We start from the raw sequence: 25940 nt of genomic DNA on the forward strand, positions 1-25940 counted from the left end.
TCCGAACCAGTCGTCCGAAGGATTTCACCGTGACCGTTGAAGGCAGCGCACTGCTCGACCGGGCGAAGGCCTGGCTCGCGGAGGACCCGGACCCCGAGACCCGCGACGAGCTCGCCGGGATCCTCGCCGCCGGGGACCTGACGGAGCTTGCGGACCGCTTCTCGGGCACGCTCCAGTTCGGCACCGCGGGACTGCGCGGAGAGCTGGGCGCGGGACCGATGCGGATGAACCGCGCGGTGGTGATCCGCGCCGCCGCCGGACTCGCCGCGTATCTGAAGGGCAAGGGGCAGGGCGACGGCCTGGTCGTCGTCGGGTACGACGCACGCCACAAGTCGGCGGACTTCGCGCGCGACACGGCGGCGGTGATGGTGGGCGCCGGGCTGCGTGCCGCGGTGCTGCCCCGGCCGCTCCCCACGCCCGTACTCGCGTTCGCGATCCGGCACCTGGGCGCGGTGGCGGGCGTCGAGGTCACGGCCTCGCACAACCCGCCCCGGGACAACGGCTACAAGGTGTACCTGGGCGACGGCTCGCAGATCGTGCCGCCCGCCGACGCGGAGATCGCCGGTGAGATCGCGGCGGTGAAGTCCCTCGACGACGTGGCGCGCCCCGGCTCGGGCTGGGAGACGCTGGACGACAGCGTCCTGGAGGCCTATCTGGCGCGTACGGACGCGGTCCTGGCACCCGGCTCCCCGCGCACCGCCCGCGCCGTCTACACGGCGATGCACGGCGTCGGCAAGGAGACCCTGCTGGCCGCGTTCGCCCGGGCCGGTTTCCCCGCGCCGGTGCTCGTGCCCGAGCAGGCCGAGCCGGACCCGGACTTCCCGACGGTGGCGTTCCCGAACCCGGAGGAGCCGGGCGCGATGGACCTGTCCTTCGCGACGGCGGGCTCCCTGACCGAGGCGCCGGACCTGATCATCGCCAACGACCCGGACGCGGACCGCTGCGCCGTCGCCGTCCGCGACGGTGACGCGTGGCGGATGCTGCGCGGCGACGAGGTCGGCGCGCTGCTCGCCGCCCACCTGGTGAAGCGGGGCGCCACCGGCGTCCTCGCCGAGTCGATCGTGTCGTCGTCGCTGCTGGGCCGGATCGCCGAGGCCGCGTCCCTGCCCTACGCGGAGACGCTGACCGGCTTCAAGTGGATCGCGCGCGTGGAGGGCCTGCGCTACGGCTACGAGGAGGCTCTGGGCTACTGCGTCGACCCCGAGGGCGTCCGCGACAAGGACGGCATCACGGCGGCGCTGCTCGTCACCGAGCTGGCCAGTGAGCTGAAGGAGCAGGGCCGTACGCTGCTCGACGCGCTGGACGATCTGGCGCTGGCCCACGGACTGCACGCCACGGACCAGCTGAGCGTGCGGGTCGAGGACCTGTCGCTCATCGCCGACGCCATGCGCAGGCTGCGCGAGACGCCTCCGGCGGTGCTGGCCGGGCTCGCGGTGACGTCGGCCGAGGACCTGTCCCAGGGAGCCGGCGGGCTGCCGCCGACCGACGGGCTGCGGTACACGCTCGACGGGGCGCGCGTCATCGTGCGTCCGTCCGGCACCGAGCCGAAGCTGAAGTGCTACCTGGAGGTCGTGGTCCCCGTGGCGGACCGGGCCGCGCTGGGCTCCGCCCGGGTCGAGGGGGCCGGGCTCCTCGCGCGGATCAAGCAGGACCTGTCCGCCGCCGCGGGGATCTAGCGCGGGCCACGGGGCTCCGCCCCGGACCCCGCTCCTCAATCGCCGGAGGGGCTTGATTGGGGCGTGCGGATACCTCGGACGGGTGGTTCCTGCGGAGCAGGCAGGCATGGGCCGGGGGCGACGGGAACGTTGCCCCCGGCCCATGTCCCCGTTCCCCAGGAGCCGACCGAGTGCCCCCGACCGCCGCCCCCGAGGCCCTTCTCCTCCCGCACGCCAGAAGGAGCCGCCCCGCCCCCGCGGCGATCGTCCGGCTGCGCGCCCGCGCCGCCCGCTCCCTGCGCCGCGCCGCCCCCGCCCTGTCCGCGTACGCGGCCGTGCGCCTCTTCTCGCTGCTCGTCCTCGGCATCTGGGCGCACAAGGAGGGCCACGGCGTCTGGCCGACGCTCGCCCGCGACTGGGACTCCAAGTGGTACCTGGGCATCGCCGACCACGGGTACGCCCACGCGCTCGGCACCGCCTACAACGCCAACAACCTGGCGTTCTTCCCCCTCTACCCGGGCCTGGTCAAGGCGGTCGCCGCGGTGACCCCGGGCTCGCGGGCCAGCGTCGGCCTGGTGCTCGCGGTGCTCTGCTCGTTCGCCGCCGCGTTGGGGATCTTCGCGGTCGGCGACCGCCTCTACGGCAGCCGGGTCGGGGTGGCCCTGACCTTCCTCTGGGCGTGCCTGCCGGTCGGCCTGGTGCAGTGGATGGGGTACACCGAATCACTGTTCACGGCGTTCGTCGCCTGGTCGCTGTACGCGGTGCTCACCGGCCGCTGGGTGTGGGCGGGCACGCTGGCCGCGCTGGCCGGTCTGACCCGCCCGACCGGCATCGCGATCGCCGCGGCGGTCTCCCTCTCGGCGCTGCTGACGCTGCGCCGCCACCGGTCCTGGCGGGTGCTGGCCGGTGGGCTCCTCGCGCCGCTGGGCTGGTGCGCGTACGTCGGCTGGGTGGGGCTGCGGCTGGGCCGCTGGGACGGCTACTTCGCGGTCCAGCGGCTGTGGCACAACCAGTTGGACGGCGGCGTGGAGACGCTGCGCCGGATGCGCGAGTTCCTGGCGTACGACTCGACGCCCGAGCTGTTCCTGGTGCTGGTCTCGCTGACCCTGATGGCGTCGGCGGTGCTGTGGCTGCTGTCGCTGGCGGACCGGCAGCCGCTGCCGCTGCTGGTCTTCAGCGGGGTGCTGCTGGTGATCGTGCTGGGCAGCGGCGGCGTCTACTTCCCCCGGGCCCGCTTCCTGCTGCCCGGCTTCCCGCTGCTGCTGCCCCTCGCGCTGGCGCTGGCCAGGACGACGTCGCGGCGGGTGCGGGTGCTGGGGGTGACGGGGGCGGTGCTCGGGGCCGCGTACTGCGGGGCGTACATGGCGCTGGTGTGGCCCAGCGCGCCGTGACTCAGCCGGTCGCGAGGAGCACGACGAGGAGTACGGCTCCGACGGCGGCCGGGGCGATGATCTCGTAGGCCCAGCGGACCACCGGCTCGCCCTGCGCCGTGGGCTCCGCCGCGCGGGCCTCGCCCAGCTCGCGCAGCTCGTCCATCACCTGGTCGGCGGCGGCCCGGGTCGGGCGGCTCTGGGCGCCGCTCCTGCCGATCAGCGAGGGGCGGCCGGGGTCACCCGCGGCGGCGGCCCGGGCCAGGTTGCGCTGGGCCTTCTTGCGGCCGCGCAGCGAGACCGGGACGGACCACAGCTGGTACTTGGTGCCGGCCTGGTCGAAGACCTCGTTGGAGTACCCGGAACGGAAGCCCGAGACGGCGGCCCAGGGCAGCGTCACGGCCCGGAACGGGTTTCTGATCCGCAGCCGGTCCTCGCCCGCGAAGACCGCCGGGCGGAGGGTGAACGCGACGACGAGCGGGACCGCGAGGAGCAGGCCCGCGACGGTCAGCCACGGGGTGCGGCCGGTTCCGCCGATCACCGCGTCGATGCCGAGCCAGGCGCCGAGCACCAGCATCAGGACGCCGCCTGCGATGCCGGCCGGTGACCTGTATACGCGGTCGCGGGTGGGCTCGGGTTCACTCGTCATGGCGTCGATTGTGCCTGACGCTGCGCTGAGCTGGAGCGGACCCACCCTCCCCCTCCGTTCGTCCGCGGGCCGGTGGGGCTTCTCGCGCAGTTCCCCGCGCCCCTGAGATGCGCACTGCGTGCGCCATCTCATCGGGCGCTCGCCCCAGGGGGGAGGCTACGCGCAGCGCATGCCTCAGGGGCGCGGGGAACTGCGCGAGAAGCGGCCACCGGGCCGCACACGAAGAACAACCCCACCGGGGGCGCGGGGAACTGCGCGACCAGCCCCCACCGGGCCGCGGTGGCCGGGTACGACCCCCTGTACAGCCGCTACGCGCGTAGATATGCTCCCCTCGTGACCATGTCCACTGCACCCGCATCAGCACCCGGCAAAGCCCACCCCCTGACCGACGCCACCGCCTCCGAGGCCACCCTGCGCCGCTTCCTGCAGGGGCTGCCCGGTGTCGACGCGGTGGGGCTGGAGGCGAGGGCCGCCGGGCTCGGCACTCGTTCCATCAAGACCACGGCGAAGGCGCACGCCATCGACCTGGCCATCTCGATGATCGACCTGACGACCCTGGAGGGCGCCGACACCCCGGGCAAGGTCCGGGCCCTCGGCGCGAAGGCCGTCAACCCCGACCCGACCGACCGGACGACGCCCCGCACGGCGGCGGTCTGCGTCTACCCGGACATGGTCGCCACCGCGAAGGCCGCCGTCGCCGGCACCGAGGTGAAGGTGGCCTCCGTCGCCACCGCCTTCCCGGCCGGCCGCGCCGCCCTGGAGGTGAAGCTCGGGGACGTCCGGGAGGCCGTCGAGGCCGGGGCCGACGAGATCGACATGGTCATCGACCGCGGAGCGTTCCTCGCCGGGAAGTACCTGAAGGTCTACGAGGAGATCCGCGCCGTGAAGGAGGCCTCCGGGCCCGCCCGGCTCAAGGTCATCTTCGAGACCGGCGAGCTGTCGACGTACGACAACATCCGCCGCGCGAGCTGGATCGGCATGCTGGCCGGCGCCGACTTCATCAAGACCTCGACCGGCAAGGTGGGGGTCAACGCCACCCCGGCCAACACCCTGCTCATGCTGGAGGCGGTCCGCGACTTCCGCGCCGCCACCGGCATCCAGGTCGGCGTGAAGCCCGCCGGCGGCATCCGCACGTCGAAGGACGCCGTGAAGTTCCTCGTGATCGTCAACGAGACGGTGGGCGCGGACTGGCTCGACAACCACTGGTTCCGGTTCGGCGCCTCCAGCCTGCTGAACGATCTGCTGATGCAGCGCCAGAAGCTGGCCACCGGCCGCTACTCCGGTCCCGACTACGTGACGGTGGACTGATCCCCCATGGCAGAGAAAACGGCAATGGCCCACGCATTCGAGTACGCCCCCGCCCCCGAGTCGCGCGCGGTCGTCGACATCGCGCCCTCCTACGGCCTGTTCATCGACGGCGAGTTCGCCGACGCGGCCGACGGCAAGGTCTTCAAGACGGTCTCCCCGTCCACCGAGGAGGTGCTCTCCGAGGTCGCGCAGGCCGGGGAGGCCGACGTGGACCGGGCCGTGAAGGCGGCCCGCAAGGCGTTCGAGAAGTGGTCGGCGCTGCCCGGCGCGGAGCGCGGCAAGTACCTCTTCCGCATCGCCCGCATCATCCAGGAGCGCAGCCGTGAGCTGGCGGTCCTGGAGACGCTGGACAACGGCAAGCCCATCAAGGAGACGCGGGACGCCGACCTCCCCCTCGTGGCGGCGCACTTCTTCTACTACGCGGGCTGGGCCGACAAGCTGGACCACGCGGGCTTCGGCCCGGACCCGAAGGCGCTCGGCGTCGCGGGCCAGGTCATCCCGTGGAACTTCCCGCTGCTGATGCTGGCCTGGAAGATCGCCCCGGCGCTCGCGACCGGCAACACGGTGGTCCTCAAGCCCGCCGAGACGACCCCGCTCTCCGCGCTGTTCTTCGCGGACATCTGCCGCCAGGCGGGCCTGCCCAAGGGCGTCGTCAACATCCTTCCCGGGTACGGGGACGCGGGCGCGGCGCTGGTCGCCCACCCGGACGTGAACAAGGTGGCGTTCACCGGTTCCACGGCCGTCGGCAAGGAGATCGCCCGCACCCTCGCCGGTACGGACAAGAAGCTGACGCTCGAACTCGGCGGCAAGGGCGCGAACATCGTCTTCGACGACGCCCCGATCGACCAGGCGGTGGAGGGGATCGTCACCGGGATCTTCTTCAACCAGGGGCAGGTCTGCTGCGCGGGCTCCCGTCTCCTGGTCCAGGAGTCGATCCAGGACGAGCTGCTGGACAGCCTGAAGCGGCGCCTGTCCACGCTCCGCCTCGGCGATCCGCTGGACAAGAACACCGACATCGGCGCGATCAACTCCGCGGAGCAGCTGGCCCGGATCACCGCGCTCACCGAGACGGGCGAGGCCGAGGGCGCCGAGCGCTGGTCGGCGCCGTGCGAACTGCCGTCCGCCGGCTACTGGTTCGCGCCGACCCTGTTCACGAACGTCACGCAGGCGCACACCATCGCCCGCGACGAGATCTTCGGCCCGGTCCTGTCCGTCCTCACCTTCCGCACGCCGGAGGAGGCCGTCGCCAAGGCGAACAACACGCAGTACGGGCTCTCGGCCGGCATCTGGACCGAGAAGGGCTCGCGGATCCTGGCGGTGGCGAACCGGCTGCGGGCCGGGGTCGTCTGGGCCAACACGTTCAACAAGTTCGACCCGACCTCGCCGTTCGGCGGCTACAAGGAGTCCGGCTTCGGCCGCGAGGGCGGCCGTCACGGCCTGGAGGCGTACCTCAGTGTCTGACCGTTTGAGTGTCCTCAAGACCTACAAGCTGTACGTGGGCGGGAAGTTCCCGCGTTCCGAGAGCGGCCGGGTGTACGAAGTGCAGGACGGTAAGGGCAACTGGCTCGCGAACGCGCCGCTGTCGTCCCGCAAGGACGGCCGGGACGCGGTCGTCGCCGCGCGCAAGGCGTTCGGCGGCTGGTCGGGCGCGACCGCGTACAACCGCGGGCAGGTGCTGTACCGCGTCGCCGAGATGCTGGAGGGCCGCCGCGAGCAGTTCGTGCGCGAGGTCGCCGAGGCCGAGGGGCTGTCCAAGACCAAGGCGGCCGCGGTCGTCGACGCCGCGATCGACCGCTGGGTCTGGTACGCGGGCTGGACCGACAAGGTCGGCCAGGTCGTGGGCGGGGCGAACCCGGTCGCGGGCCCGTACTTCAACCTCTCGACGCCCGAGCCGACCGGGGTCGTCACCGTCGTCGCGCCGCAGGAGTCGTCCTTCCTGGGCCTGGTCTCGGTGATCGCGCCGGTCGTCGCGACGGGCAACACGGCCGTCGTGATCGCCTCCGAGAAGTCCCCGCTCCCCGCCCTCTCCCTCGGCGAGGTGCTCGCCACCTCGGACGTGCCGGGCGGCGTCGTCAACATCCTGTCCGGCCGGGCCGCGGAGATCGCCCCCGCGCTCGCCGCGCACCAGGACGTGAACGGCATCGACCTGACCGGTGCCGACGCGGCCCTCGCCAAGGAGCTGGAGATCGCGGCGGCGGACAACCTGAAGCGCGTACGCCGTCCACAGCCTGTGGAGGACTTCACGGCGGACCCGGGCACGGACCGTCTGACGACGTTCCTGGAGACGAAGACGGTCTGGCACCCGACGGGCTCGCTGGGCGCGTCCGGCTCCTCGTACTGACCGGCACGGCCCGAGGCCCCGTCCTCTTCTCCGTCCGGGAGGGGGCGGGGCCTCGTCGTCGGGTCGGTGTCGTCGGGTCAGTTCGGCAGCAGGCTCGTCGCCGGGCCCACCAGCGGCAGGTCGTCCAGCGATCCGCCGCTGGTCAGCGGCGCCGTGAGGCCGGCCGTACCGATCGGCTGGAAGTCGGCGAGCTGGGTGCCGACCGCGTTGTCCAGCGGGTCGACCCCGGTGTTGGCCAGCGGGTCGAGCTGGAGCGTCTTCAGCGTGCCGAGACCGGTCGCCGTCGAGCCGTGCAGGGCGTTCGTGGCGGCCTGGGTCGCGCTCGCGAGGTCGGAACCGTCGCTCGTCGGCACCGCGGCGCCCGCGGCGCCACCGCCCGCGACGAGGGCCGCGCCTGCGGCACCCACGACGAGGCCGGCGTTCAGCAGCGAGCGACGGGTGCGGGTGGAGAACGTGGAGTGTGCGTGTCGGGCCATGGGATTGCGCCTGGACCTTTCGGAGTTCGACATGCGGCACGGGTAACCGCAGAACCACGTAGCGTAGTTGACGTGGCGCCCGCCACAGGGACGCGACGCGGGGTCGGCGCCCGGGCCCTGATGCCGCACACTGTTCTCTCGTGAGCGCGCATCCTCCGATACCCACCCGGGTCGTTCTGCTGTCCGGCCCCTCCGGCTCCGGCAAGTCGTCGTTCGCGGCACGCTCGGGGCTTCCCGTGCTCTGCCTCGACGACTTCTACAAGGAGGCGGACGATCCCACGTTGCCGCTGGTGCCGGGCACTTCGGACATCGACTGGGACTCGCCCGACTCGTGGGACGCCGAGGTGGCGATCGCCGCGATCGTGTCGCTGTGCGAGAAGGGGCGCACGAGCGTTCCCGTGTACGACATCGCGACCAGCTCGCGGGTGGGCGAGAAGGCGCTCGACATCGAGCGCACTCCCCTGTTCATCGCGGAGGGGATCTTCGCGGCCGACGTCGTCGCGCGGTGCCGGGAGCTCGGGGTGCTGGCCGACGCGCTGTGTCTGCGCGGGCGGCCTTCGACGACGTTCCGTCGCCGGTTGCTCCGTGATCTGCGCGAGGGGCGCAAGTCGGTTCCGTTCCTGCTGCGCCGCGGCTGGCGCCTGATGCGCGCCGAACGCGCCATCGTGGGACACCAGGTGGCACTGGGCGCGCACGCCTGTGACCGGGACGAGGCGCTGGGCCGTCTTGCGGCGGCCGCGGCGGGCCGCTGTGTGGCCTCATCGTCTGCCGGGTGACATCTCGTCGGCGGCCGCGGGCCGGTGGGGGCCCAAAAGAGAAGCGGGACCGGGAAGACCCCCCGGCCCTCCGGTCCCGCTGCCATCCCCCGTGCTGCCCCGCTCCCCCGAACAGGGCCCCCGTTGTCTCCCCCCAGCCTCAGGCCACAAGCTCGCCGAAGGACTCTTCCTGGTCACGGCCGAAGCTGAGCACCTCGTCCTCGCGCAGCCGCCGCAGCGACCGCCAGATGCTGGACTTGACCGTGCCGACGCTGATGTCGAGGATCTCGGCGATCTCCGGATCGGTCCGGCCCTCGTAGTAGCGGAGCACGAGCATCGTGCGCTGCAGTTCGGGAAGGCGGGCCAGCGCCTGCCAGAGCACCGCGCGCAGCTCGGTGCCGCGCATCGCGTCCGTGTCGCCGGCCGTCTCCGGCAGCTCCTCGGTCGGGTACTCGTTCAGCTTGCGGCGGCGCCACGCGCTGATGTGCAGGTTCGTCATGGTGCGGCGGAGGTAGCCCCCGACCGCCGCCTTGTCGCTGATCCGGTCCCAGGCCCGGTACGTCGAGAAGAGGGCGCTCTGAAGCAGGTCCTCCGCCTCGAAGCGGTCACCGGTCAGGTGGTAGGCGGTTGCGTACAAGGAGGCGCGGCGCTCCTGGACGTAGGCCGTGAACTCGGCCTCCGACAAGGAAGGACGACGCTGCTCCCCCGATTCCTCCCTGTACGCGGCTCCCCCGTGGCCACCCCCGTGACCCCCGTCTGCCACCGCCTCGTACCCGTCGAGCACCGTCATGTACGACGTGTGCTGACGCCCGGTGCCGCGAGCGCACCCCCGCCCGCTCACGGCACCGGACTTCTCGTGCCGGTCCGCCCGGACCGCCACGTCGTGCAGGCGCGTGACAACTGCGCTCGAGCTGGTGCTGTGCAGCGTGTTCATCTCGCGCCCCCCGTCGTGGAGTCCGGTTTTCCCTGCGGTCCTTCATTCGTTCATCGCGGTGGTTCCTTGCGATGTCCAAAAGCTTGCCCGGGTGACTTCATGACGGTGTCCGCCGACTGTCACAGACCTGTCACAGGGACTCCGCTTGTGCGGGTCGGGTGTGGAGGCGGCTCCTCCCGGCCCCTTAAGGGCCTGGGAGCGCTCCAGCGGTCGAACTAAGGGCCAGTCATGGGCCAGAATGGCGCTTGTGCCTTCCCTGTTGCTGATCGAGGACGACGACGCCATCCGTACGGCCCTGGAGCTTTCCCTTACCCGCCAGGGTCATCGGGTGGCCACCGCTGCCACCGGCGAGGACGGTCTGAAGCTGCTGCGCGAGCAGCGGCCGGATCTGATCGTGCTCGATGTGATGCTGCCGGGCATCGACGGATTCGAGGTGTGCCGCCGCATCCGGCGCACCGACCAGCTGCCGATCATCCTGCTCACGGCGCGCAGCGACGACATCGACGTGGTGGTGGGCCTGGAGTCCGGCGCCGACGACTACGTGGTGAAACCCGTGCAGGGCCGGGTCCTCGACGCCCGGATCCGCGCGGTGCTGCGCCGCGGTGAGCGCGAGGCCAACGACGCGGCGTCGTTCGGCTCGCTGGTCATCGACCGGTCCGCGATGACGGTCACCAAGAACGGCGAGGACCTGCAACTCACCCCGACCGAGCTGCGGTTGCTGCTCGAACTGAGCCGGCGGCCCGGACAGGCGCTGTCCCGGCAGCAGTTGCTGCGCCTGGTGTGGGAGCACGACTATCTCGGTGACTCGCGGCTCGTCGACGCCTGTGTGCAGCGACTGCGCGCCAAGGTGGAGGACGTGCCGTCGTCGCCGACGCTGATCCGGACCGTGCGCGGCGTGGGCTACCGGCTGGACTCGCCTCAGTGACCCAGCCGCACGACCAGAACGGGCCCGGCCGGCTCCGGGCGTTCGCCGCGGCCAAGAAGGCGATACTCGCCGGGCTGCGCTTCACCAGTCTGCGGCTGCGTCTCGTGGTCGTGTTCGCCCTGGTGGCGCTGACCGCCGCGGTCTCCGCGTCGGGCATCGCGTACTGGCTCAACCGCGAGGCGGTGCTCACCCGCACCCAGGACGCGGCGCTGAGCGACTTCCAGCAGGAGATGCAGAACCGGGCGGCCGTCCTGCCCGAACACCCCACGCAGGGCGAGCTGCAGCACGCGGCGAATCTGATGGCCGACAGCAGCCAGCACTTCAGCGTGCTCCTCATCGGCACGGACGAGAACGGCCGGCAGGTGGTCGGCAATTCGGATCTCGACGCCTTCACGCTGGCCGACGTACCGGATTCCCTGCAGGACGCGGTGAACCGCAAGCAGACGGTCACGTCCGGCAACAAGCACGCGTACCACCTGTACTGGCAGCGCACCACGCAGGACAGCGACCCGTTCCTGGTGGGCGGCGCGAAGGTGGCCGGAGGGCCGACCGGTTACATGCTGAAGTCGCTCGAGCCCGAGGCCAAGGACCTCAGCTCCCTCGCCTGGTCGCTGGGGATCGCGACCGGGCTGGCGCTGATCGGCTCGGCGCTGCTCGCGCAGGCCGCGGCGACGACCGTGCTCAAGCCCGTGCACCGGCTGGGCATCGCGGCGCGCCGTCTCGGCGAGGGCAAGCTGGACACCCGGCTGCGGGTGTCCGGCACCGATGAACTGGCCGAGCTGTCCAGGACGTTCAACAAGACGGCGGAGAACCTGGAGAAGCAGGTCGCCGACATGCGCGCCCGGGAGGAGTCCTCGCGCCGGTTCGTCGCCGACATGTCGCACGAGCTGCGCACCCCGCTGACCGCGATCACCGCGGTGACCGAGGTGCTGGAGGAGGAGCTGGACGCCGAGACGGGCTCGGTGGATCCCATGATCGAGCCCGCGGTGCGGCTCGTGGTGAGCGAGACCCGGCGGCTCGGCGACCTCGTGGAGAACCTGATGGAGGTCACCCGCTTCGACGCGGGCACCGCCCGGCTCGTCCTGGACGACGTCGACATCGCCGACCAGATCACCGCCTGCATCGACGCCCGCGCCTGGCTGGACGCCGTCGACCTCGACGCGGAGCGCGGCATCATGGCCCGCCTCGACCCGCGCCGCCTCGATGTGATCCTCGCGAATCTGATCGGCAACGCGCTCAAGCACGGCGGGTCCCCGGTACGGGTGTCGGTGCGCACGGAGGACACTCCGGAGGGCGACGACCTCGTGATCGACGTGACCGACCACGGGCCCGGCATCCCCGAGGACGTCCTGCCGCACGTCTTCGACCGGTTCTACAAGGCCAGCGCGTCGCGGCCGCGTTCGGAGGGCAGCGGTCTCGGGCTGTCCATCGCTTTGGAGAACGCGCACATCCACGGCGGGGAGATCACCGCCGCGAACTCCCCCGACGCGGGCGCGGTGTTCACGCTGCGGCTGCCGCGCGACACCCACGACGACCTCGACGACCTCGACGATCCCGACGACCCCGACGCTCCGGAGGCCGCTGACGGCTCCGGCGACACCGACGGCTCCGGCAGGGCCGGGGGCTCCCAGGAAGGCGGTGCCGCCACGTGAGGCCGCGCACCAGGCTGTCGGCCCTGCTGGGCCTCTCGGCGTTGCTGCTCGCCGGGTGCGGGATCCGGCCGACCGAGGTCCCCACCGAGTTCGGCGCCGCGCCCACGCGCGTGGGCTGCGCCCTGGCGAACACGAGCAGGGCGCAGGAGCCGCGCACGGGCGGCCAGTTCGCAGTGCAGATCTATCTCGTGTGCACCTCGCAGCTCGTGACGGTCGACCGTACGGTCACGCTGAAGCGCGGCCAGTCCTCGGAGCGCGCCGTGGTCGCCCAGCAGTTGCTGGCCCAGCTGGCGCGGCGGCCGTCGTCGGACGAGCGGCAGGCCGGTTTCTCGACGGACGTGGGCACGCGCCTGAAGGTCTCGGGCCCGGCGGCCGGCGATCCGTCCGACGCGCTGCGGCTGAGCACCCCGCCGGACGATCTCTCCCCGTACGCCCTCGCCCAGATCGTCTGTACGTTCGCGAACAGCAAGATGACGACGGAGGACGGGGATCACGTGGTGCTCGGCGGGCCCGCGGACGATCCGCTGCGCGACTACGAGTGCACGGACGCGGTGAAGGCCCGGCCCGGCACCATCCCGGCTCCGGCCCGGACGGTCGGATGATCCGCGGCTCCGGTGGGGGCTGGTCGCGCAGTTCTCCGCGCCCCTGAGGCATGCGCTGACGCGCAGCCTCCCCGGGGCGAGCGGAGCTCGCTTCAGGGGCGCGGGGAACTGCGCGAGAAGCGGCCACCGGCCCGCAGCCGAACAACTGCACGTGACCCACGTCATCGCCGCCCACCCGAACCCACCCGGAACCGATCCTCCCGCACCCGGCGTCTTGGGGAGCGTGCAGCGCCATCGCTCAGGCGGCCACACGGCCGCCGTCCGCTTCCGTACGGCAGGCTTCGCTTTCCTCGCCGTGCATCTCTTCCTCGTCGCTTGGATCACGCTGCGCCCCCTGGACGTGCCGTGGATCAGCGCGGCGAACCTGCGTCCGCTGGCCGGCATCCGGGCCGATCTGGCGCTGGGCTGGCGCGAGGGGGCGCGGCGCATCGGCGAAGGTCTCGTCCTGCTCGCGCCGCTCGGCGTGCTGCTGCCGCTCGCGGGCGGACGGCTGTACGTGTCGGTGTGGGGTTCGCTGGTGCGTACGGTCGCGGCGGGGGCGCTGATCTCGCTCGGCATCGAGCTGTTGCAGACCGGGGTGCCCGGCCAGGTCGTGGACATCGACTCGGTCCTGCTGAACACCGTGGGGGTCGCCGTCGCCCATCTCGCCGTGGTGCCGGCCGCCCGGGCCCGGATCCGCCACAGGTCCGAGGGGGCGCCCCTCCTTCTGGAGGAGCCGGCTCAGGGTCGGACCCCGACGATTACCAGGGTCGGCATCGCCCCGTGAGTTGACGTTATGACCGCTTCGTCACCGTAGTGTCGATGTCGTAGGCACCACACGGCAGCACCACACGGCAGAACCGAGCACGGTTCGCGAAGGAGCTCTCATGACCGCCCTTGCCCGCCCCACCGACGGACGGATGATCGGCGGAGTGTGCGCAGCGCTGGCACGGCGCTTCGGCACCTCCGCGACCACGATGCGCGTGATCTTCCTGGCCTCGTGCCTGCTGCCCGGACCGCAGTTCCTGCTCTACATCGCGCTGTGGATCCTGTTCCCCTCGGAGCACAAGGCCCGCCAGGCCTGGTGAGCGTAAGCACACCTCAGGGGCGCACCCGCGATGTCTCGCGGGTGCGCCCCTGTGTGTCGTGCGGGGAGGGGATCAGCCGCCCAGGCCCGGCAGACCGCCGGCGAGGCCGCCGACCGGGAGGCCGCCGAGCAGACCCGAGACCGGGTCGGCTCCGCCGAGGGGAAGGGCCGCCGGGGCGGCCTTCTCGACCATGGGGGCGGCGGTGGCGAGGGTGCCCAGGGCGTTGTGCCCCGCGGCCAGGGACTCGGGGGCGCCGGGCAGCGTCTTGGTGAGCGACTCGGTGGGGAGGTTCTGAGTCACGGAGTCGAGCGTCGCGGTGGCGTCAGGAACACCCGGGGCGGCGTTCGCGGCACCCGCACCGGCGGCGGCGAAGGCGGCACCGAGAGCGGCGACACCGAGGGTCTTCACAGCAGACTGCTTCATGTGGAATGCGTCCTCATGACGTATGTCGTAGACGGGGCTTGAGCGGTCCACGACCGTAAACACGCCATCGACACGTCCGCAAACACCGGAAAGCGACCGCGCGTCGGAATCCGCGGCCGCTTCCCTGGTGGTCGAAATTGCCTATTCGGCGACAGAACCGCTGGTAGAAGCGGTCTGCCGGAAGAGCCACTCGGACTTCAACTCGGCATATCCGGGCTTGATGACGTCATTGATCATCGCCAGTCGTTCGTCGAAAGGAATGAATGCTGACTTCATCGCATTGACGGAAAACCACTGCATGTCGTCGAGCGTGTACCCGAAAGCCTCGATCAGGTGCTCGAACTCGCGGCTCATCGACGTACCGGACATCAGGCGGTTGTCCGTGTTCACCGTGGCCCTGAAGTGCAGCTTGCGCAGCAGGCCGATGGGGTGGCCGGCGTACGAAGCGGCCGCGCCCGTCTGCAGGTTGGACGTCGGGCACAGCTCCAGGGGGATGCGCTTGTCGCGGACGTAGCTCGCGAGGCGGCCGAGCTGGACCGTGCCGTCGTCGGCGACCTTGATGTCGTCGATGATGCGCACGCCGTGGCCGAGGCGGTCGGCGCCGCACCACTGGAGCGCCTGCCAGATCGAGGGCAGCCCGAAGGCCTCACCGGCGTGGATCGTGAAGTGGTTGTTCTCGCGCTTGAGGTACTCGAACGCGTCGAGGTGGCGGGTGGGAGGGAAGCCCGCCTCGGCGCCCGCGATGTCGAACCCGACGACGCCCAGGTCGCGGTAGCGGTTGGCGAGTTCGGCGATCTCCAGGGCGCGGGCCGCGTGCCGCATCGCGGTGAGCAGGGCGCCGACGCGGATGCGGTGGCCGTTCTCCTTCGCGCGGCGCTCGCCCTCGCGGAAGCCCTCGTTGACCGCCTCGACGACCTCTTCGAGGGTGAGGCCCTTCTCCAGGTGCTGCTCGGGCGCGTACCGGACCTCGGCGTAGACGACGCCGTCCTCGGCGAGGTCCTCGGCGCACTCGGCGGCGACCCTGAACAGCGCCTCCTTCGTCTGCATGACGGCGCAGGTGTGGGCGAACGTCTCCAGGTACCGCTCCAGGGAGCCGGAGTCGGCCGCCTCGCGGAACCAGGCGCCGAGCTTGTCGGGGTCGGTCTCCGGCAGGCTCTCGTACCCCTGCTCGCGCGCCAGGTCGACGACGGTGCCGGGGCGCAGGCCCCCGTCGAGGTGGTCGTGGAGGAGCACCTTGGGGGCGCGGCGGACCTGTTCCGCGGTGGGCACGTTCTGTGTCTGGCTCGTCATTTCCGCACTCTAGCGCCTACGCGCGTAGATAGCGCCGCTTCCCCGATGCCGATACGCAACAGTGACCCTGCGGACGGGTGGCGTACATCCGTGCTTCTGACACTGTTCTGTCATGCAGGAGCAAGCGACGCCGGCCCGCGAGGCCAGGCTCGGCAAGGCGGTGGGGCCGGTGCCCGGAGCGGTGGGCGGCGTGGTGCTGCTGCTGCCGTCGGGCGAGGAGACGTCCACCCGCAGACCCTCGCCGTTCGCGGCGCCGCTGTTGCGGCCGCTGGCGCGCAGGCTCACGCGCGCGGGACGCGAACAGGGCCTGGTCACCCATGCCGTGCACTACCGGTACCGGGGGTGGAACGGGCCGCAGGCCGAGCTGGCGCGGGACGCCGGGTGGGCCGCCGACGAGGTGGTGCGCCGCTACGGTGACGTGCCGATCTGTCTGGCGGGTATCGACATGGGCGGGCGCGCGGCGCTGCACGCGGGCGGCCACGAGGCCGTCAACTCCGTGCTCGCGCTCGCCCCTTGGCTGCCCGAGGACGATGTCGCGGCACCGCCCGAACCGGTGAAACAGCTCGCGGGCCGCAGCGTCCTGATCGTGCACGGCACGGACGACCGGCGCACCGACCCGGAGTTGTCGTTCCGGCTCGCGGGGCGGGCGAAGAAGGCCAACCGGGACGTGTGCCGCTTCGAGGTGCACTCGGACGGGCACGCGATGGCCCAGCACCGGTCCGAAGTCTCCGCGCTCGCCGTGGACTTCGCGCTCGGCACGCTCTTCGGCCACCCGTTCTCCCGGCCGCTCCAGGACGCGCTCGCGGCGCCGCCGCCGATCGGGCTGCGGATGCCGCTGGCGGCGGGGTTCGGCCGGACGCTGCCTCAGTAGCGGCCGGCCGCGGCCGTCAGCGCTCCGAGGATCAGCGGTGCGGTCCTGCGGCCCGCGCCGATGCGGACCCGGATGTCGCCGTCGGTGTCGACACAGTCGATGACGACGCCGAGGTCCTTGTAGTTGCGGTGCCAGCTCTCGGGGTCGTCGGCGGTCAGCGCCCGGACCTCGCGCACCGTCAGCGTGTCCGGGAGCGGGGTGCGGCCGTAGGCGCCGGTCGGGTCCGGGGTGGCGGCCGGGGGTCCGTCGCCGACGACGAGGTAGTGGTAGCCGGGGATGCTGTACGGGACATCGCCGTACACCTGGGCGAGCAGGCAGCGGCGTTCCGTGGGCCGCACCGGGACCACGCGCCGGGCCGCACGGCGCATCCGCGCGACGATTCCCCAGCACAGGGCGGTGGACAGGAGGATGCTCGGGAGAACCGCGAGGGCACAGATCCGCGCGACGAACCAGACGTCCTGGCGGCCGAGCGCGCCTCCGGCGAGACAGAGCACGAGCCCGGTGACGCCCACGACCGCGCCGGCGAGCGGGCCGGCGGCGGGCAGCCACGCGCGTACCCGCGCGCCCGTGAGGAACCGCAGGGATCCGCAGGCCCACAGCAGCCCGAGCCCCAGCGACAGCAGCAGGAGCGCGAACGCGCCGGGCAGCCGTCCGTCGTCGGCCGGGGAGCGCCAGACCTGCTGGGTCAGCGGGCCGAGCCGGATCTGCCGCACCTCGCCCTTCCAGTACGTCACGGTCACCCGGTCGCCCACGCGCGCGGCCTCGTAGACGGACCGGTCGTCGAGCATGCGCACCCGGTGCGGGACGGGCTCGGGGTCATCGGCGACGCGGAGGAAGGAGAGGAAGTAGTGGAAGCTCCGGCCGCTCGGTTCGTCCTCTCTGCCGATGAGGATCGCCTTGATCTCGGCCCGGCAGCCGCCCCGCCGGACACCGGCAGGGCAGTTCTCCGCGGCGTCGTAGGCACGGTTTCCGGCCTCGGCGAACGGAACCACGGCGAAGAGCACGGCGGAGACCAGTACGAGGATCACGGAAAGGTACGCCAGGGGGCGCAGCCGCCGCGCGGTCGCCTCCCGTGCACTCGGCTCGGCCTTGCCGCGTATCGGGCCATCACTCACCCCGGTCATCTTCCCCGCCCCCCCGGTCGATCTCCGCTTCGTCGATCCTTCTCACGTCCGTCACCGGTGAACGGTTCCCTCCCCGGCCCCCGGCCCCTGTGACAACAGCCGCCCCCGCCGCGACAGCAGGAACTCCTTGAAGGCGGCGACCGGTGGAGTGTCCGGGTGGCCGTCCAGCCAGGCGACGCCGATCTCACGGACCGCGCGCCCGCCGGTGACCGTCAGCTCCACCACGCCCGGCCGGGGCACGGTGGGCGGCGGCAGCAGCGCGACGCCGAGGCCCGCCGCGACCAGGCCGCGCAGTGTCTCGGCCTCCTCGCCCTCGAACGCGACGCGGGGCTTGAATCCCGCCTCCGTACAGAGGTCGTCGAAGATGCGGCGCAGCCCGTAGCCGGGCTCCAGGGTGACGAACGTTTCGTCGGCGCACTCGGCGAGCCGGATGCGCTTGCGGGCGGCGAGCCGGTGGTCCTCGGGTACGACGAGCCGGAGCCGCTGCTCGTCGAGGCGGCGGGCGACCAGGTCGGGGGCGTCGGGCAGCGGCGAGGTCAGACACAGGTCGAGCTCCCCCGTGCGCAGCCGCTCCAGCATCGCCTCGCCGTAGTTCTGCACGAGGCTGAAGCGGATCCGCGGGTGCTCCGCGCGGAAGGCGCTGATCAGGCCCGGGACCGTCTCCACGCCCATGGTGTGCAGGAACCCGAAGGCGACCTTCCCGGAAGCCGGGTCGGCGTCGGCGCGGACGGACTCGGCCGCCTTCTCCACCTCGGCGAGGGCCCGCTCGACGGAGGTGAGGAACGTCCGGCCCGCGGGGGTCAGCGACACCGTGCGGCCGTGGCGGGCGAACAGGCCGACGCCCAGGTCCCGTTCGAGCCGCGCCATCGCGCGCGAGAGGGTCGACTGGGGCACCTGCGTCTCCTGCGCGGCCCGCGTGACGTGCTCGGTGCGGGCCACCGCCGCGAAGTAGGAGAGCCGTGGCGCGAGCAGAGCGACGATGTCTTCCGTGTCACTAGGCGGCGACCCGCGCCGCGCTGACGTGTACTCATGCTCCATGGGAACGATTATGGAGTGTCCATGCATTGGACGCATGAGTCGGACGGTCCTACGTTCATGACATGTCTCCTGCCAGTAGCCGGGCGGCCGTCACCCACGCGGTCGCCGCCCCTCAGTCCCCCAGCGACACACGCATGGCTCCGGGCGGGCCCGGCTACCGCCGGATGAGCTTCGCCCTCTTCCTCGCCGGGGTCGCCACCTTCGCGCTGCTGTACTCCACCCAGGCCCTGCTCCCCCTGGTCTCCGCCGACTACGGCGCGAGCGCCAGCGCGGCGAGCTGGACGGTGTCCGGGGCGACCTTCGCGCTCGCGGTGTGCGTGCTGCCGCTGAGCGCGCTGTCGGAGCGGTTCGGGCGGCGCACGCTGATGACGGCGTCGCTGACGGTGGCGGTCGCGGTGGGACTCCTGGTGCCCTTCGCGCCCACCCTCGAGGTGCTGGTCGCGCTGCGGGTGCTCCAGGGCGCGGCGCTCGCGGGCCTGCCGGCCTCGGCGATGGCGTACCTGGCGGAGGAGGTCCGGCCGAAGGCGCTGGTCACGGCGATCGGCCTGTTCGTGGCGGGCAATTCGATCGGCGGCATGAGCGGCCGCATCATCGGCGGCTGGCTCGCCGAGGCGTGGGGCTGGCGGGTGGCCGTCGGCACCATCGGGGTCATCGCGGTGGCGTGCGCGGTCGCGTTCCGGGCGCTGCTGCCGGCGCCGCGCCACTTCACGGCGGGTTCGCTGCACCCGCGCGCCCTCGCGCGCACGGTCGGCGACCACCTCGCCAACCCGCTGCTGCGCCGTCTGTACGTGATCGGCGCGCTGTTCATGATGGTGTTCGGCGCGACCTACACGGTCATCGGCTACCGGCTCAGCGCGGCGCCGTTCTCCCTCTCCCAGGGCCTCGTCGGCTCGATCTTCCTCGTGTACCTGGTGGGCACGGTCTCCTCGTCGGCGGCCGGGAAGCTGGTCGGGCGGCTCGGCCGGCGCGGCACGCTCTACCTGGCGGCGGGCACCACGGCGGCGGGCCTGGTGCTGGAGCTGGTGCCCCACCTCCTCGTCATGCTGATCGGACTGGTGCTGATCACGGCGGGCTTCTTCGCCGGGCACGCCACGGCCTCGTCCTCGGTGAGCCACACCGCGACGCACGGCCGGGCGCAGGCCTCGGCGCTCTACCAGTCCGCGTACTACGTCGGGTCGAGCATCGGCTCCGCGGTGGGCGCCCTGGCGTTCCACGCGGCGGGCTGGGACGGCACGGTGGCGCTCGGCTTCGCCGCCGTGCTCGGTGTCGTGGCGCTGACCGTGTGGGGGACGTACGCGGCGCGGACGCAGCGGCGGCACGGCGGGGTGCCGGTCTCCGCGCACTGACCGCTCCCCCGCCCTCCAGGCTTCTGCCTACGGCCCCCGGACCTGCGCTTTTCGCCGGTCCGGGGGCCGTTGTCAGTGGGCTGCGGTAGCTTGCGAAGTGCTGGGGATGTGCCGAGGATCACAGCCGCGATGGGGGCGTTGGACGATGAGTGACACCGCGACGAGGGCCGGCCTCGACGACCTGGAGAAATACCGGGTCGAGCTGACCGGGTACTGCTATCGGATGCTGGGTTCGGCGTTCGAGGCGGAGGACGCCGTGCAGGACACGATGGTCCGGGCCTGGCGCAGCTTCGACAAGTTCGAGGGCCGCTCCAGCCTGCGCTCCTGGCTCTACCGCATCGCGACGAACGTCTGCCTGGACTCGCTGAACGCGGGCAACAGGCGGGCCCGCCCGATGGACCTGACGGCCGCGGCACCGCTCGCCCAGGCCGCCCTCACCCCCCGTCCGGACAATGTGTGGCTGGAGCCGATGCCCGACGCCCGAGTGCTGCCGACCGTCCACGACCCGGCGGAGGCGGCGGTCGCGCGGGAGTCGGTGCGGCTCGCGTTCGTGGCCGCCCTGCAGCAACTGCCGTCGAAGCAGCGGGCGGTGCTGATCCTGCGCGAGGTCCTGGCCTGGAAGGCGAGCGAGGTCGCGGAGCTGCTCGACACGACGGTGGCGTCGGTGAACAGCGCGCTGCAGCGGGCGCGGGCCACGCTCGCGGAGGCACCCGCGGCGGACTCGGCGACGGCGAACCCGCTGGACGAGGAGCAGCAGAAGCTCCTGGAGCGCTATGTGGCGGCCTTCGAGGGCTACGACATGAAGGCGCTCACCGAGCTGCTGGCCGAGGACGCCGTCATGACGATGCCGCCGTTCGACCTGTGGCTGCGCGGCACGGACGACATCACGGGCTTCATGGTCACGCTGGGCCACGAGTGCGCGGGCTCACGCCTGCTGCCGGTGTCGGCGAACGGGACACCGGCGTTCGCCCACTACAAGCCCGACCCGGAGAGCGGCGGGTTCGTGCCCTGGGCCATCCAGGTCCTGGAGATCTCAGAGGGTCGGATCGCCGGATTCCACTGCTTCCTGGACCTCTCCAAGCGGTGGTTCCCGCTCTTCGGCGTCCCCGAGCGGCTGGATGCCCAGGGCGTCGCCCAGCCCGGTCAGGCGTAGCAGCAGGGCGAGTTGGGGGGACGGATCGCGCAGCCTGATCCGCCCGCCGGCCCGCCGGGCGGCGAGCTGCATCCGGGCGAGCGCGTCGACGGTGGCGAGATCGGTCGCGGTGACGCCCGAGACGTCACAGACGATGTCGCCGGCGTCACCGCCGTCCCGGCCGTCGCTCCGGCGGGCGGCGCGGACGCGGGCGCACAGCTCGGGCACGTCCGCGGGGCGGATCGGCCCGGCGACGACCACGACGGAGGAAGCAGAAAAGGCAGACACGCAAGACGAGACCGCCCGGACGGCCGGAACTCATCGGTAACGGCGCCCGGCTCCGGCGTGGACTGGGTCACGTTGCTGCTGATCAACGTTGACCTGCGGTTCTTCCGCGTCCGAGGGTGGAGTACGTGCAGGGGGTACTCAACGGATTCGCGGTCATCGCGCTCGTCATCGCGGTCGGCTATGTCATCGGGCGGCGCGGTTATCTGGGCGACGGCGGCCGGGAGGTGCTCACCCGGCTGGCCTTCCATGTGGCGACTCCGGCGCTGCTGTTCACGATGCTGGCGAAGGCCGATCTGTCGCTGATCCTGTCGCCGAGTCTGCTGGTGACGGCGCTCTCCACGGCGGCCACCGCCGGGATCTTCATCGCGGTGGGTGTCGTCCGCGGCTGGGGCGTGGGCCGCACCACGGTGGGGGCGCTCTGCTCCAGTTACGTGAACGCGGGGAACCTCGGTATCCCGATCGCCGTGTACGTACTCGGTGACGCCTCGCTGGTGGCCCCCGTGCTGCTCTTCCAGCAGCTCTTCGTGACGCCGGTGGCGCTCACGGTCCTCGATCTGGCGGAGGCGCGGTACGGGGCCCGACTGTCCTGGGCGCGGCGGTTGTTGACCCCGTTCCGCAATCCCATCGCGATCGGGTCGCTGTCCGGGGTGCTGGTGTCGGCGACCGGCTGGACGGTTCCCTCGCCCGTCCTCGATCCGCTGGAACTGATCGGGAACATGTCGGTGCCCGCGATCCTGATCGCGTTCGGCATCTCGCTCTGCGGGAGTTCCTGGCCGGGCGGCCGGGGAGCGGACCGGGTGCCGGTGCTGCTGTCGACGGCGCTGAAGTCGGTGGGCCAGCCGGTGGCGGCCTGGGCGCTGGCGACCTCGCTCTTCGGGCTGCACGGGGCGCGGCTGCTGGACGTGGTGGTGACGTCGGCGCTTCCGGCGGCACAGAACCTGTACACGTACGCGAGCCGGTACCGGGTGGGCGAGCGGCTGGCCCGGGAGTCGATCCTGCTGTCGACGATGGTGGCGGTGCCGGTGCTCGTGGTGGTGGCGGCGTTGTTGGGGTGACCGTCAGGTGATGGGGAACGTGCCTGTGTCGAGTTCGAGGCTGAAGGGGGCGGGGACCTTCAGTACCTCCCCGTACTCACCAGAGGCCAGAACTCGGTATGTGCCGTCAGTGGGCTCGCCGTAGAGGGTGGCCGTCGGACGACCTGAATGCCATGGATCCAGGAGAAGGTAGAGCGGGATGCCTCCCATCGCATATCCCCGTACCTTCTTGACCCGATCGTGGTTGGCATTGTTCTTCGACGTGATCTCAGCGACCAGCTCGACGTGCTCGGCCGCCACTCGGTTGCCGGGACCCACCGCATATTTGACGGGCACCACTGCGATGTCCGGAACGAACAGGTTCTGTGTGGACGGGAACTCGATGCCCAGCGTCTGGTAGACCTCCCAGTCCTCCGGGATCACGGAGTAAAGGCTGCGGGCCAGCTTGGCGGCCGTGGTGTTGTGGTCCCGGGACGGCGTGGGCGGCACAGTGACGATCCCCTCGATGATCTCCACCTTGCTGCCCTCAGGGGCATCCGTCTCTTTCCAGACACGGACGAGCTCGTCCCAGTCCGACCCGCGGGCGGGCCCGGGCTCGACGGCGAGTGCGCTCATGGCGGTGCTCCAATCGGTCGTCACCGATACCAGCATGCCGAACGGGACCGGCGACGGTCCACCGATCCCGTTCACCCGTACGAGAAACCCCCAGGTCAGCCGATACGTTCCAGCACGATCGGCCCCGCCGTGAACGCCGTGCCGGCCGGCGCGACGTCGTACCCGCCCTCCAGTGCTTCGAGCGCGTACGCGAACCGCTCCGGGGTGTCGGTGTGCAGCGTCATCAGGGCCTGGCCCGCGACGACCGGGTCGCCGGGCTTGGCGTGGAGTTCGACGCCGGCGGCGGCCTGGACGGGGTCCTCCTTGCGGGCGCGGCCGGCGCCGAGCCGCCAGGCGGCGAGGCCCACCGAGAGGGCGTCGAGGCGGGTCAGGACGCCCGAGGAGGCGGCCGTGACGACCTGGGTCTCGCGGGCCGTGGGCAGCGCCGCGTCCGGGTCGCCGCCCTGCGCCGCGATCATGCGCCGCCAGGCGTCCATCGCGGAGCCGTCGGAGAGGGCCTTGGCCGGGTCGGCGTCCTTCAGGCCCGCCGCGTCGAGCATCTCGCGGGCCAGCGCGAGGGTCAGCTCGACGACGTCGGCGGGGCCGCCGCCCGCCAGCACCTCGACGGACTCGCGCACCTCCAGGGCGTTGCCCGCCGTGAGGCCGAGCGGGGTGTTCATGTCGGTGACCAGCGCGACGGTCGGCAGCCCGTGGTCGGTGCCCAGACCGACCATGGTGCGGGCCAGTTCACGGGCCTGGTCCAGCTCGCGCATGAACGCGCCCGTGCCCACCTTCACGTCCAGGACCAGCGAGCCGGTCCCCTCCGCGATCTTCTTCGACATGATCGACGAGGCGATGAGGGGTATGCAGTCCACGGTCGCGGTGACGTCGCGCAGCGCGTAGAGCTTCTTGTCGGCGGGGGCCAGGCCGCTGCCCGGCGCGCAGATGACCGCGCCGACGTCCTCCAGGGTGCGCATCATCTCGTCGTTGGTGATGTCCGCGCGCCAGCCGGGGATCGACTCCAGCTTGTCGAGGGTGCCGCCGGTGTGGCCGAGGCCGCGCCCGGAGAGCTGCGGCACGGCGGCCCCGCACGCGGCGACCAGCGGCGCCAGCGGCAGCGTGATCTTGTCGCCGACACCGCCCGTGGAGTGCTTGTCGGCCGCCGGGCGCGCCAGCACCGAGAAGTCCATCCGCTCCCCGGAGTCGATCATCGCGGCGGTCCACCGGGCGATCTCCGCGCGGTCCATGCCGTTCAGGAAGATCGCCATGGCGAGCGCCGACATCTGCTCGTCCGCGACCGCGCCGCGCGTGTACGCGTCGACGACCCAGTCGATCTGCTCGTCACTCAGCCGGCCCCGGTCCCGCTTCGTACGGATGACGGAGATGACGTCCATGGCACTTCCTTCCAGGGGCCGTTACAGGTGACCCGACCGACTCTACGCGCATAGATGCACGGCGGGAAGACCGTCGGCCTCAGTGGTCTCCGGTGAACACCAGGCTCACGTTGTGCCCGCCGAATCCGAAGGAGTTGGCGAGGGCTGCGTCCCAGCGGCCGGTGCGGTTCTCGCCGCGCACGATGTCGAGGTCGACCTGCGGATCGAGGTCGTCCAGGTTGCGCACGGCCGGGGCGATGCCGTCCCGGAGAGTGAGCAGCGCCGACAGGGCGCCGAGCGCACCCGAGGCGCCGAGCATGTGCCCGGTCATCGACTTGGTGGCGCCGACCGGGGCGTGGTCGCCGACGGCCTGCCGCACGGCCGCCGCCTCGGCGAGGTCGCCGGACGGGGTGGAGGTCGCGTGGGCGTGCACATGACCGATGTCGTGCGAGCTCAACCCGGCGTCCCGCAGCGCCAGTCCGATGGCCGCCACCTGGCCCGCGACGTCCGAGGCCGTGATGTGGTCCGCGCTGGAGCCCACCGACGCCCCGGCCAGCGTGCCGAGGACGCGGGCGCCGCGGGCCCGGGCGAAGCCCGCCCGTTCCAGGACCAGGACGCAGCCGCCCTCGCCCATCACGAAGCCGCTGCGGGCGGTGTCGAAGGGGCGGGAGACCGACTCGGGGTCGTCGGCCCGCGGCGACAGCGCCTTCATCTGCGCGAACGCGGCGAGCGTGAAGGGGTGCAGGCAGGCCTCCACTCCCCCGGCGACGACGACGTCCACGCGGCCCGCCCGGATCAGGTCGAGGCCCAGCGCGAGGGCCTCCGCGCCCGAGGCGCAGGCGCTGACCGGCGTGCGGGCGCCCCCCTTGGCGCCGAGGTCCATGCTGACCCAGGCGGCCGGGCCGTTGGGCATCAGCATCGGCACGGTGTGCGGGGAGAGCCTGCGGGCCCCCGACCGCTCGAAGACGTCGTCCTGTCCGAGGGTGGTGAGGACGCCGCCGGTGCCGGTGCCGATCACGACGGCGACCCGTACGGGGTCGGCCTCGGGCGCACCCGCGTCCCGCCACGCCTCCCGGGCGGCGACCAGCGCGATCTGCTCGACCCGGTCCAGCTTGCGCGCCTCGACCCGGGACAGCTCCTCCGTCGGCTCCTGGGCGAGCGGGGCGGCGACGTGCACCGGCAGCTCCGCGGCCCATTCCTGGGTCAGGGCGCGCACCCCGGACTTTCCGGCCAGCAGCGCTGCCCAGGTGGCCGCGGCGTCGCCGCCCACCGGGGTGGTCGCTCCGGCGCCGGTCACCAGGACCGTTTCCCGCTCGGGCATCTCGGCTTCCTCCCTTATAGGTAGTTCACAAGACGGATCGCGATGTGTTCTGAGACCATCACAGCGAGCAGCCTGTGCTGAAGCCCGGGAGGCGAGCGATTCGGCCCGCACACTTTGTGGGGTTGTCACAATGACGGAGGTGCGAGCATGAGGGGACGGCCCCGCTGGTGGTGGATCGTCGGAGCCTGGGCTGCCCTGATGCTCGTGGCGATGGGGCTCACGAGCCTGCGCACTTCCGGTGAGCCGTCCGGCCAGGAGGGCGAGACCGACTGTCCCGCGGTCGCCGCGAGCCTGGCCCTGCCGTCACCGGGCCCCGGGATGGCGGTGCACTACGAGAGCACCATGTACGCCGAGGAGTGCGCCGGAGACTGA

Annotated in this window: 27 protein-coding genes; 16 read left to right on the top strand and 11 right to left on the bottom strand. The window is 72.1% G+C overall.

Annotated elements, in window-relative coordinates; genetic code table 11:
- The first annotated feature begins 29 nt into the window (after positions 1-29).
- Positions 30-1676, top strand: coding sequence for a phospho-sugar mutase (locus ABT127_RS14430; RefSeq protein WP_351448773.1), 1647 nt, complete (start codon positions 30-32; stop codon positions 1674-1676).
- Positions 1677-1846: 170 nt separating this feature from the next.
- On the top strand, positions 1847-3046 hold the full coding sequence (locus tag ABT127_RS14435; protein ID WP_351448776.1) for a putative hexosyltransferase: 1200 nt from the start codon (positions 1847-1849) through the stop codon (positions 3044-3046).
- Position 3047: 1 nt separating this feature from the next.
- Here ABT127_RS14435 and ABT127_RS14440 read toward each other — a convergent pair whose 3' ends face one another.
- Positions 3048-3674, bottom strand: coding sequence for a PH domain-containing protein (locus ABT127_RS14440; RefSeq protein ID WP_351448778.1), 627 nt, complete (start codon positions 3672-3674; stop codon positions 3048-3050).
- 339 nt (positions 3675-4013) lie between these two features.
- Between ABT127_RS14440 and deoC the strand changes: the two genes are divergently transcribed.
- From deoC to ABT127_RS14455, 3 genes are read left to right on the top strand one after another with little or no spacing between them, the layout of a single operon-like run.
- Complete coding sequence (gene deoC / locus ABT127_RS14445; RefSeq protein WP_351449097.1) at positions 4014-4982, top strand: deoxyribose-phosphate aldolase; 969 nt, start codon at positions 4014-4016, stop codon at positions 4980-4982.
- A 24-nt stretch (positions 4983-5006) separates the two neighbouring features.
- A complete protein-coding gene (locus tag ABT127_RS14450; RefSeq protein ID WP_351448781.1) occupies positions 5007-6443 on the top strand; it encodes an aldehyde dehydrogenase family protein in 1437 nt (478 codons plus the stop codon).
- The gene (locus ABT127_RS14455; RefSeq protein ID WP_351448784.1) at positions 6436-7323 is read left to right on the top strand and encodes an aldehyde dehydrogenase family protein; all 888 of its coding nucleotides are present in this window, start codon (positions 6436-6438) and stop codon (positions 7321-7323) included. The genes ABT127_RS14450 and ABT127_RS14455 overlap by 8 nt, the downstream gene beginning before the upstream one ends.
- 77 nt (positions 7324-7400) lie before the next feature.
- On the opposite strand, the gene ABT127_RS14460 is transcribed toward ABT127_RS14455, so the two are convergent.
- Positions 7401-7799, bottom strand: a complete 399-nt coding sequence (locus tag ABT127_RS14460; RefSeq protein ID WP_351448786.1) for a hypothetical protein — start codon at positions 7797-7799, stop codon at positions 7401-7403.
- Between the two features lie 140 nt (positions 7800-7939).
- Here ABT127_RS14460 and ABT127_RS14465 point away from each other — a divergent pair, with 140 nt between their 5' ends.
- A complete protein-coding gene (locus ABT127_RS14465; protein WP_351448788.1) occupies positions 7940-8575 on the top strand; it encodes an ATP-binding protein in 636 nt (211 codons plus the stop codon).
- 139 nt (positions 8576-8714) lie between these two features.
- On the opposite strand, the gene ABT127_RS14470 is transcribed toward ABT127_RS14465, so the two are convergent.
- Positions 8715-9488: a SigE family RNA polymerase sigma factor gene (locus ABT127_RS14470; protein ID WP_351448790.1), complete on the bottom strand. Its 774-nt coding sequence runs from the start codon at positions 9486-9488 to the stop codon at positions 8715-8717.
- Between the two features lie 247 nt (positions 9489-9735).
- Between ABT127_RS14470 and afsQ1 the strand changes: the two genes are divergently transcribed.
- The 5 genes from afsQ1 (at position 9736) to ABT127_RS14495 (ending at position 13734) form a co-directional block, all read left to right on the top strand.
- Positions 9736-10413 (top strand): two-component system response regulator AfsQ1, encoded by a 678-nt coding sequence (gene afsQ1, locus ABT127_RS14475; protein ID WP_111664201.1) that lies wholly within the window; start codon positions 9736-9738, stop codon positions 10411-10413.
- A complete protein-coding gene (locus tag ABT127_RS14480; RefSeq protein WP_351448794.1) occupies positions 10410-12065 on the top strand; it encodes an ATP-binding protein in 1656 nt (551 codons plus the stop codon). Before afsQ1 ends, ABT127_RS14480 begins: the two co-directional genes overlap by 4 nt.
- Complete coding sequence (locus ABT127_RS14485) at positions 12062-12667, top strand: hypothetical protein (RefSeq protein ID WP_351448797.1); 606 nt, start codon at positions 12062-12064, stop codon at positions 12665-12667. The genes ABT127_RS14480 and ABT127_RS14485 overlap by 4 nt, the downstream gene beginning before the upstream one ends.
- A gap of 223 nt (positions 12668-12890) precedes the next feature.
- The gene (locus ABT127_RS14490; protein ID WP_351448800.1) at positions 12891-13433 is read left to right on the top strand and encodes a VanZ family protein; all 543 of its coding nucleotides are present in this window, start codon (positions 12891-12893) and stop codon (positions 13431-13433) included.
- A gap of 100 nt (positions 13434-13533) precedes the next feature.
- Complete coding sequence (locus ABT127_RS14495) at positions 13534-13734, top strand: PspC domain-containing protein (RefSeq protein ID WP_351448803.1); 201 nt, start codon at positions 13534-13536, stop codon at positions 13732-13734.
- Between the two features lie 72 nt (positions 13735-13806).
- On the opposite strand, the gene ABT127_RS14500 is transcribed toward ABT127_RS14495, so the two are convergent.
- Positions 13807-14157, bottom strand: a complete 351-nt coding sequence (locus ABT127_RS14500; protein WP_351448806.1) for an ATP-binding protein — start codon at positions 14155-14157, stop codon at positions 13807-13809.
- A 141-nt stretch (positions 14158-14298) separates the two neighbouring features.
- Complete coding sequence (locus ABT127_RS14505; protein WP_351448809.1) at positions 14299-15447, bottom strand: adenosine deaminase; 1149 nt, start codon at positions 15445-15447, stop codon at positions 14299-14301.
- 112 nt (positions 15448-15559) lie between these two features.
- Between ABT127_RS14505 and ABT127_RS14510 the strand changes: the two genes are divergently transcribed.
- Positions 15560-16318, top strand: a complete 759-nt coding sequence (locus ABT127_RS14510) for an alpha/beta hydrolase (RefSeq protein WP_351448812.1) — start codon at positions 15560-15562, stop codon at positions 16316-16318.
- Here the strand turns inward: ABT127_RS14510 and ABT127_RS14515 are convergent.
- Together ABT127_RS14515 and ABT127_RS14520 are read right to left on the bottom strand one after the other, a co-directional pair.
- Positions 16312-17433, bottom strand: coding sequence for a hypothetical protein (locus ABT127_RS14515; RefSeq protein ID WP_351448815.1), 1122 nt, complete (start codon positions 17431-17433; stop codon positions 16312-16314). The genes ABT127_RS14510 and ABT127_RS14515 overlap by 7 nt on opposite strands.
- A gap of 60 nt (positions 17434-17493) precedes the next feature.
- The gene (locus ABT127_RS14520) at positions 17494-18480 is read right to left on the bottom strand and encodes a LysR family transcriptional regulator (protein ID WP_351448818.1); all 987 of its coding nucleotides are present in this window, start codon (positions 18478-18480) and stop codon (positions 17494-17496) included.
- Between the two features lie 62 nt (positions 18481-18542).
- Here ABT127_RS14520 and ABT127_RS14525 point away from each other — a divergent pair, with 62 nt between their 5' ends.
- On the top strand, positions 18543-19826 hold the full coding sequence (locus ABT127_RS14525; RefSeq protein ID WP_351448821.1) for an MFS transporter: 1284 nt from the start codon (positions 18543-18545) through the stop codon (positions 19824-19826).
- A gap of 145 nt (positions 19827-19971) precedes the next feature.
- The gene (locus ABT127_RS14530) at positions 19972-20979 is read left to right on the top strand and encodes a sigma-70 family RNA polymerase sigma factor (protein ID WP_351448824.1); all 1008 of its coding nucleotides are present in this window, start codon (positions 19972-19974) and stop codon (positions 20977-20979) included.
- Here ABT127_RS14530 and ABT127_RS14535 read toward each other — a convergent pair.
- Positions 20860-21246 carry an STAS domain-containing protein gene (locus ABT127_RS14535; RefSeq protein ID WP_351448827.1) on the bottom strand — a complete coding sequence of 129 codons (387 nt, stop codon included), beginning with the start codon at positions 21244-21246 and terminating at the stop codon, positions 20860-20862. The genes ABT127_RS14530 and ABT127_RS14535 overlap by 120 nt on opposite strands.
- 125 nt (positions 21247-21371) lie before the next feature.
- Here ABT127_RS14535 and ABT127_RS14540 point away from each other — a divergent pair, with 125 nt between their 5' ends.
- Positions 21372-22301 (top strand): AEC family transporter, encoded by a 930-nt coding sequence (locus ABT127_RS14540; RefSeq protein ID WP_351448830.1) that lies wholly within the window; start codon positions 21372-21374, stop codon positions 22299-22301.
- A 3-nt stretch (positions 22302-22304) separates the two neighbouring features.
- On the opposite strand, the gene ABT127_RS14545 is transcribed toward ABT127_RS14540, so the two are convergent.
- The 3 genes from ABT127_RS14545 to ABT127_RS14555 all read right to left on the bottom strand — a co-directional run bounded on the left by ABT127_RS14545 (position 22305) and on the right by ABT127_RS14555 (position 25568).
- Positions 22305-22895, bottom strand: coding sequence for a Uma2 family endonuclease (locus ABT127_RS14545; protein ID WP_351448833.1), 591 nt, complete (start codon positions 22893-22895; stop codon positions 22305-22307).
- 95 nt (positions 22896-22990) lie between these two features.
- A complete protein-coding gene (locus ABT127_RS14550) occupies positions 22991-24268 on the bottom strand; it encodes a thymidine phosphorylase (protein ID WP_351448836.1) in 1278 nt (425 codons plus the stop codon).
- 79 nt (positions 24269-24347) lie between these two features.
- Positions 24348-25568: a beta-ketoacyl-[acyl-carrier-protein] synthase family protein gene (locus ABT127_RS14555; protein WP_351448839.1), complete on the bottom strand. Its 1221-nt coding sequence runs from the start codon at positions 25566-25568 to the stop codon at positions 24348-24350.
- Positions 25569-25715: 147 nt separating this feature from the next.
- Between ABT127_RS14555 and ABT127_RS14560 the strand changes: the two genes are divergently transcribed.
- The gene (locus ABT127_RS14560) at positions 25716-25940 is read left to right on the top strand and encodes a hypothetical protein (protein ID WP_351448841.1); all 225 of its coding nucleotides are present in this window, start codon (positions 25716-25718) and stop codon (positions 25938-25940) included.

The sequence above is a fragment of the Streptomyces sp. NPDC001904 genome (genome assembly GCF_040297005.1).
Lineage (GTDB): Bacteria > Actinomycetota > Actinomycetes > Streptomycetales > Streptomycetaceae > Streptomyces.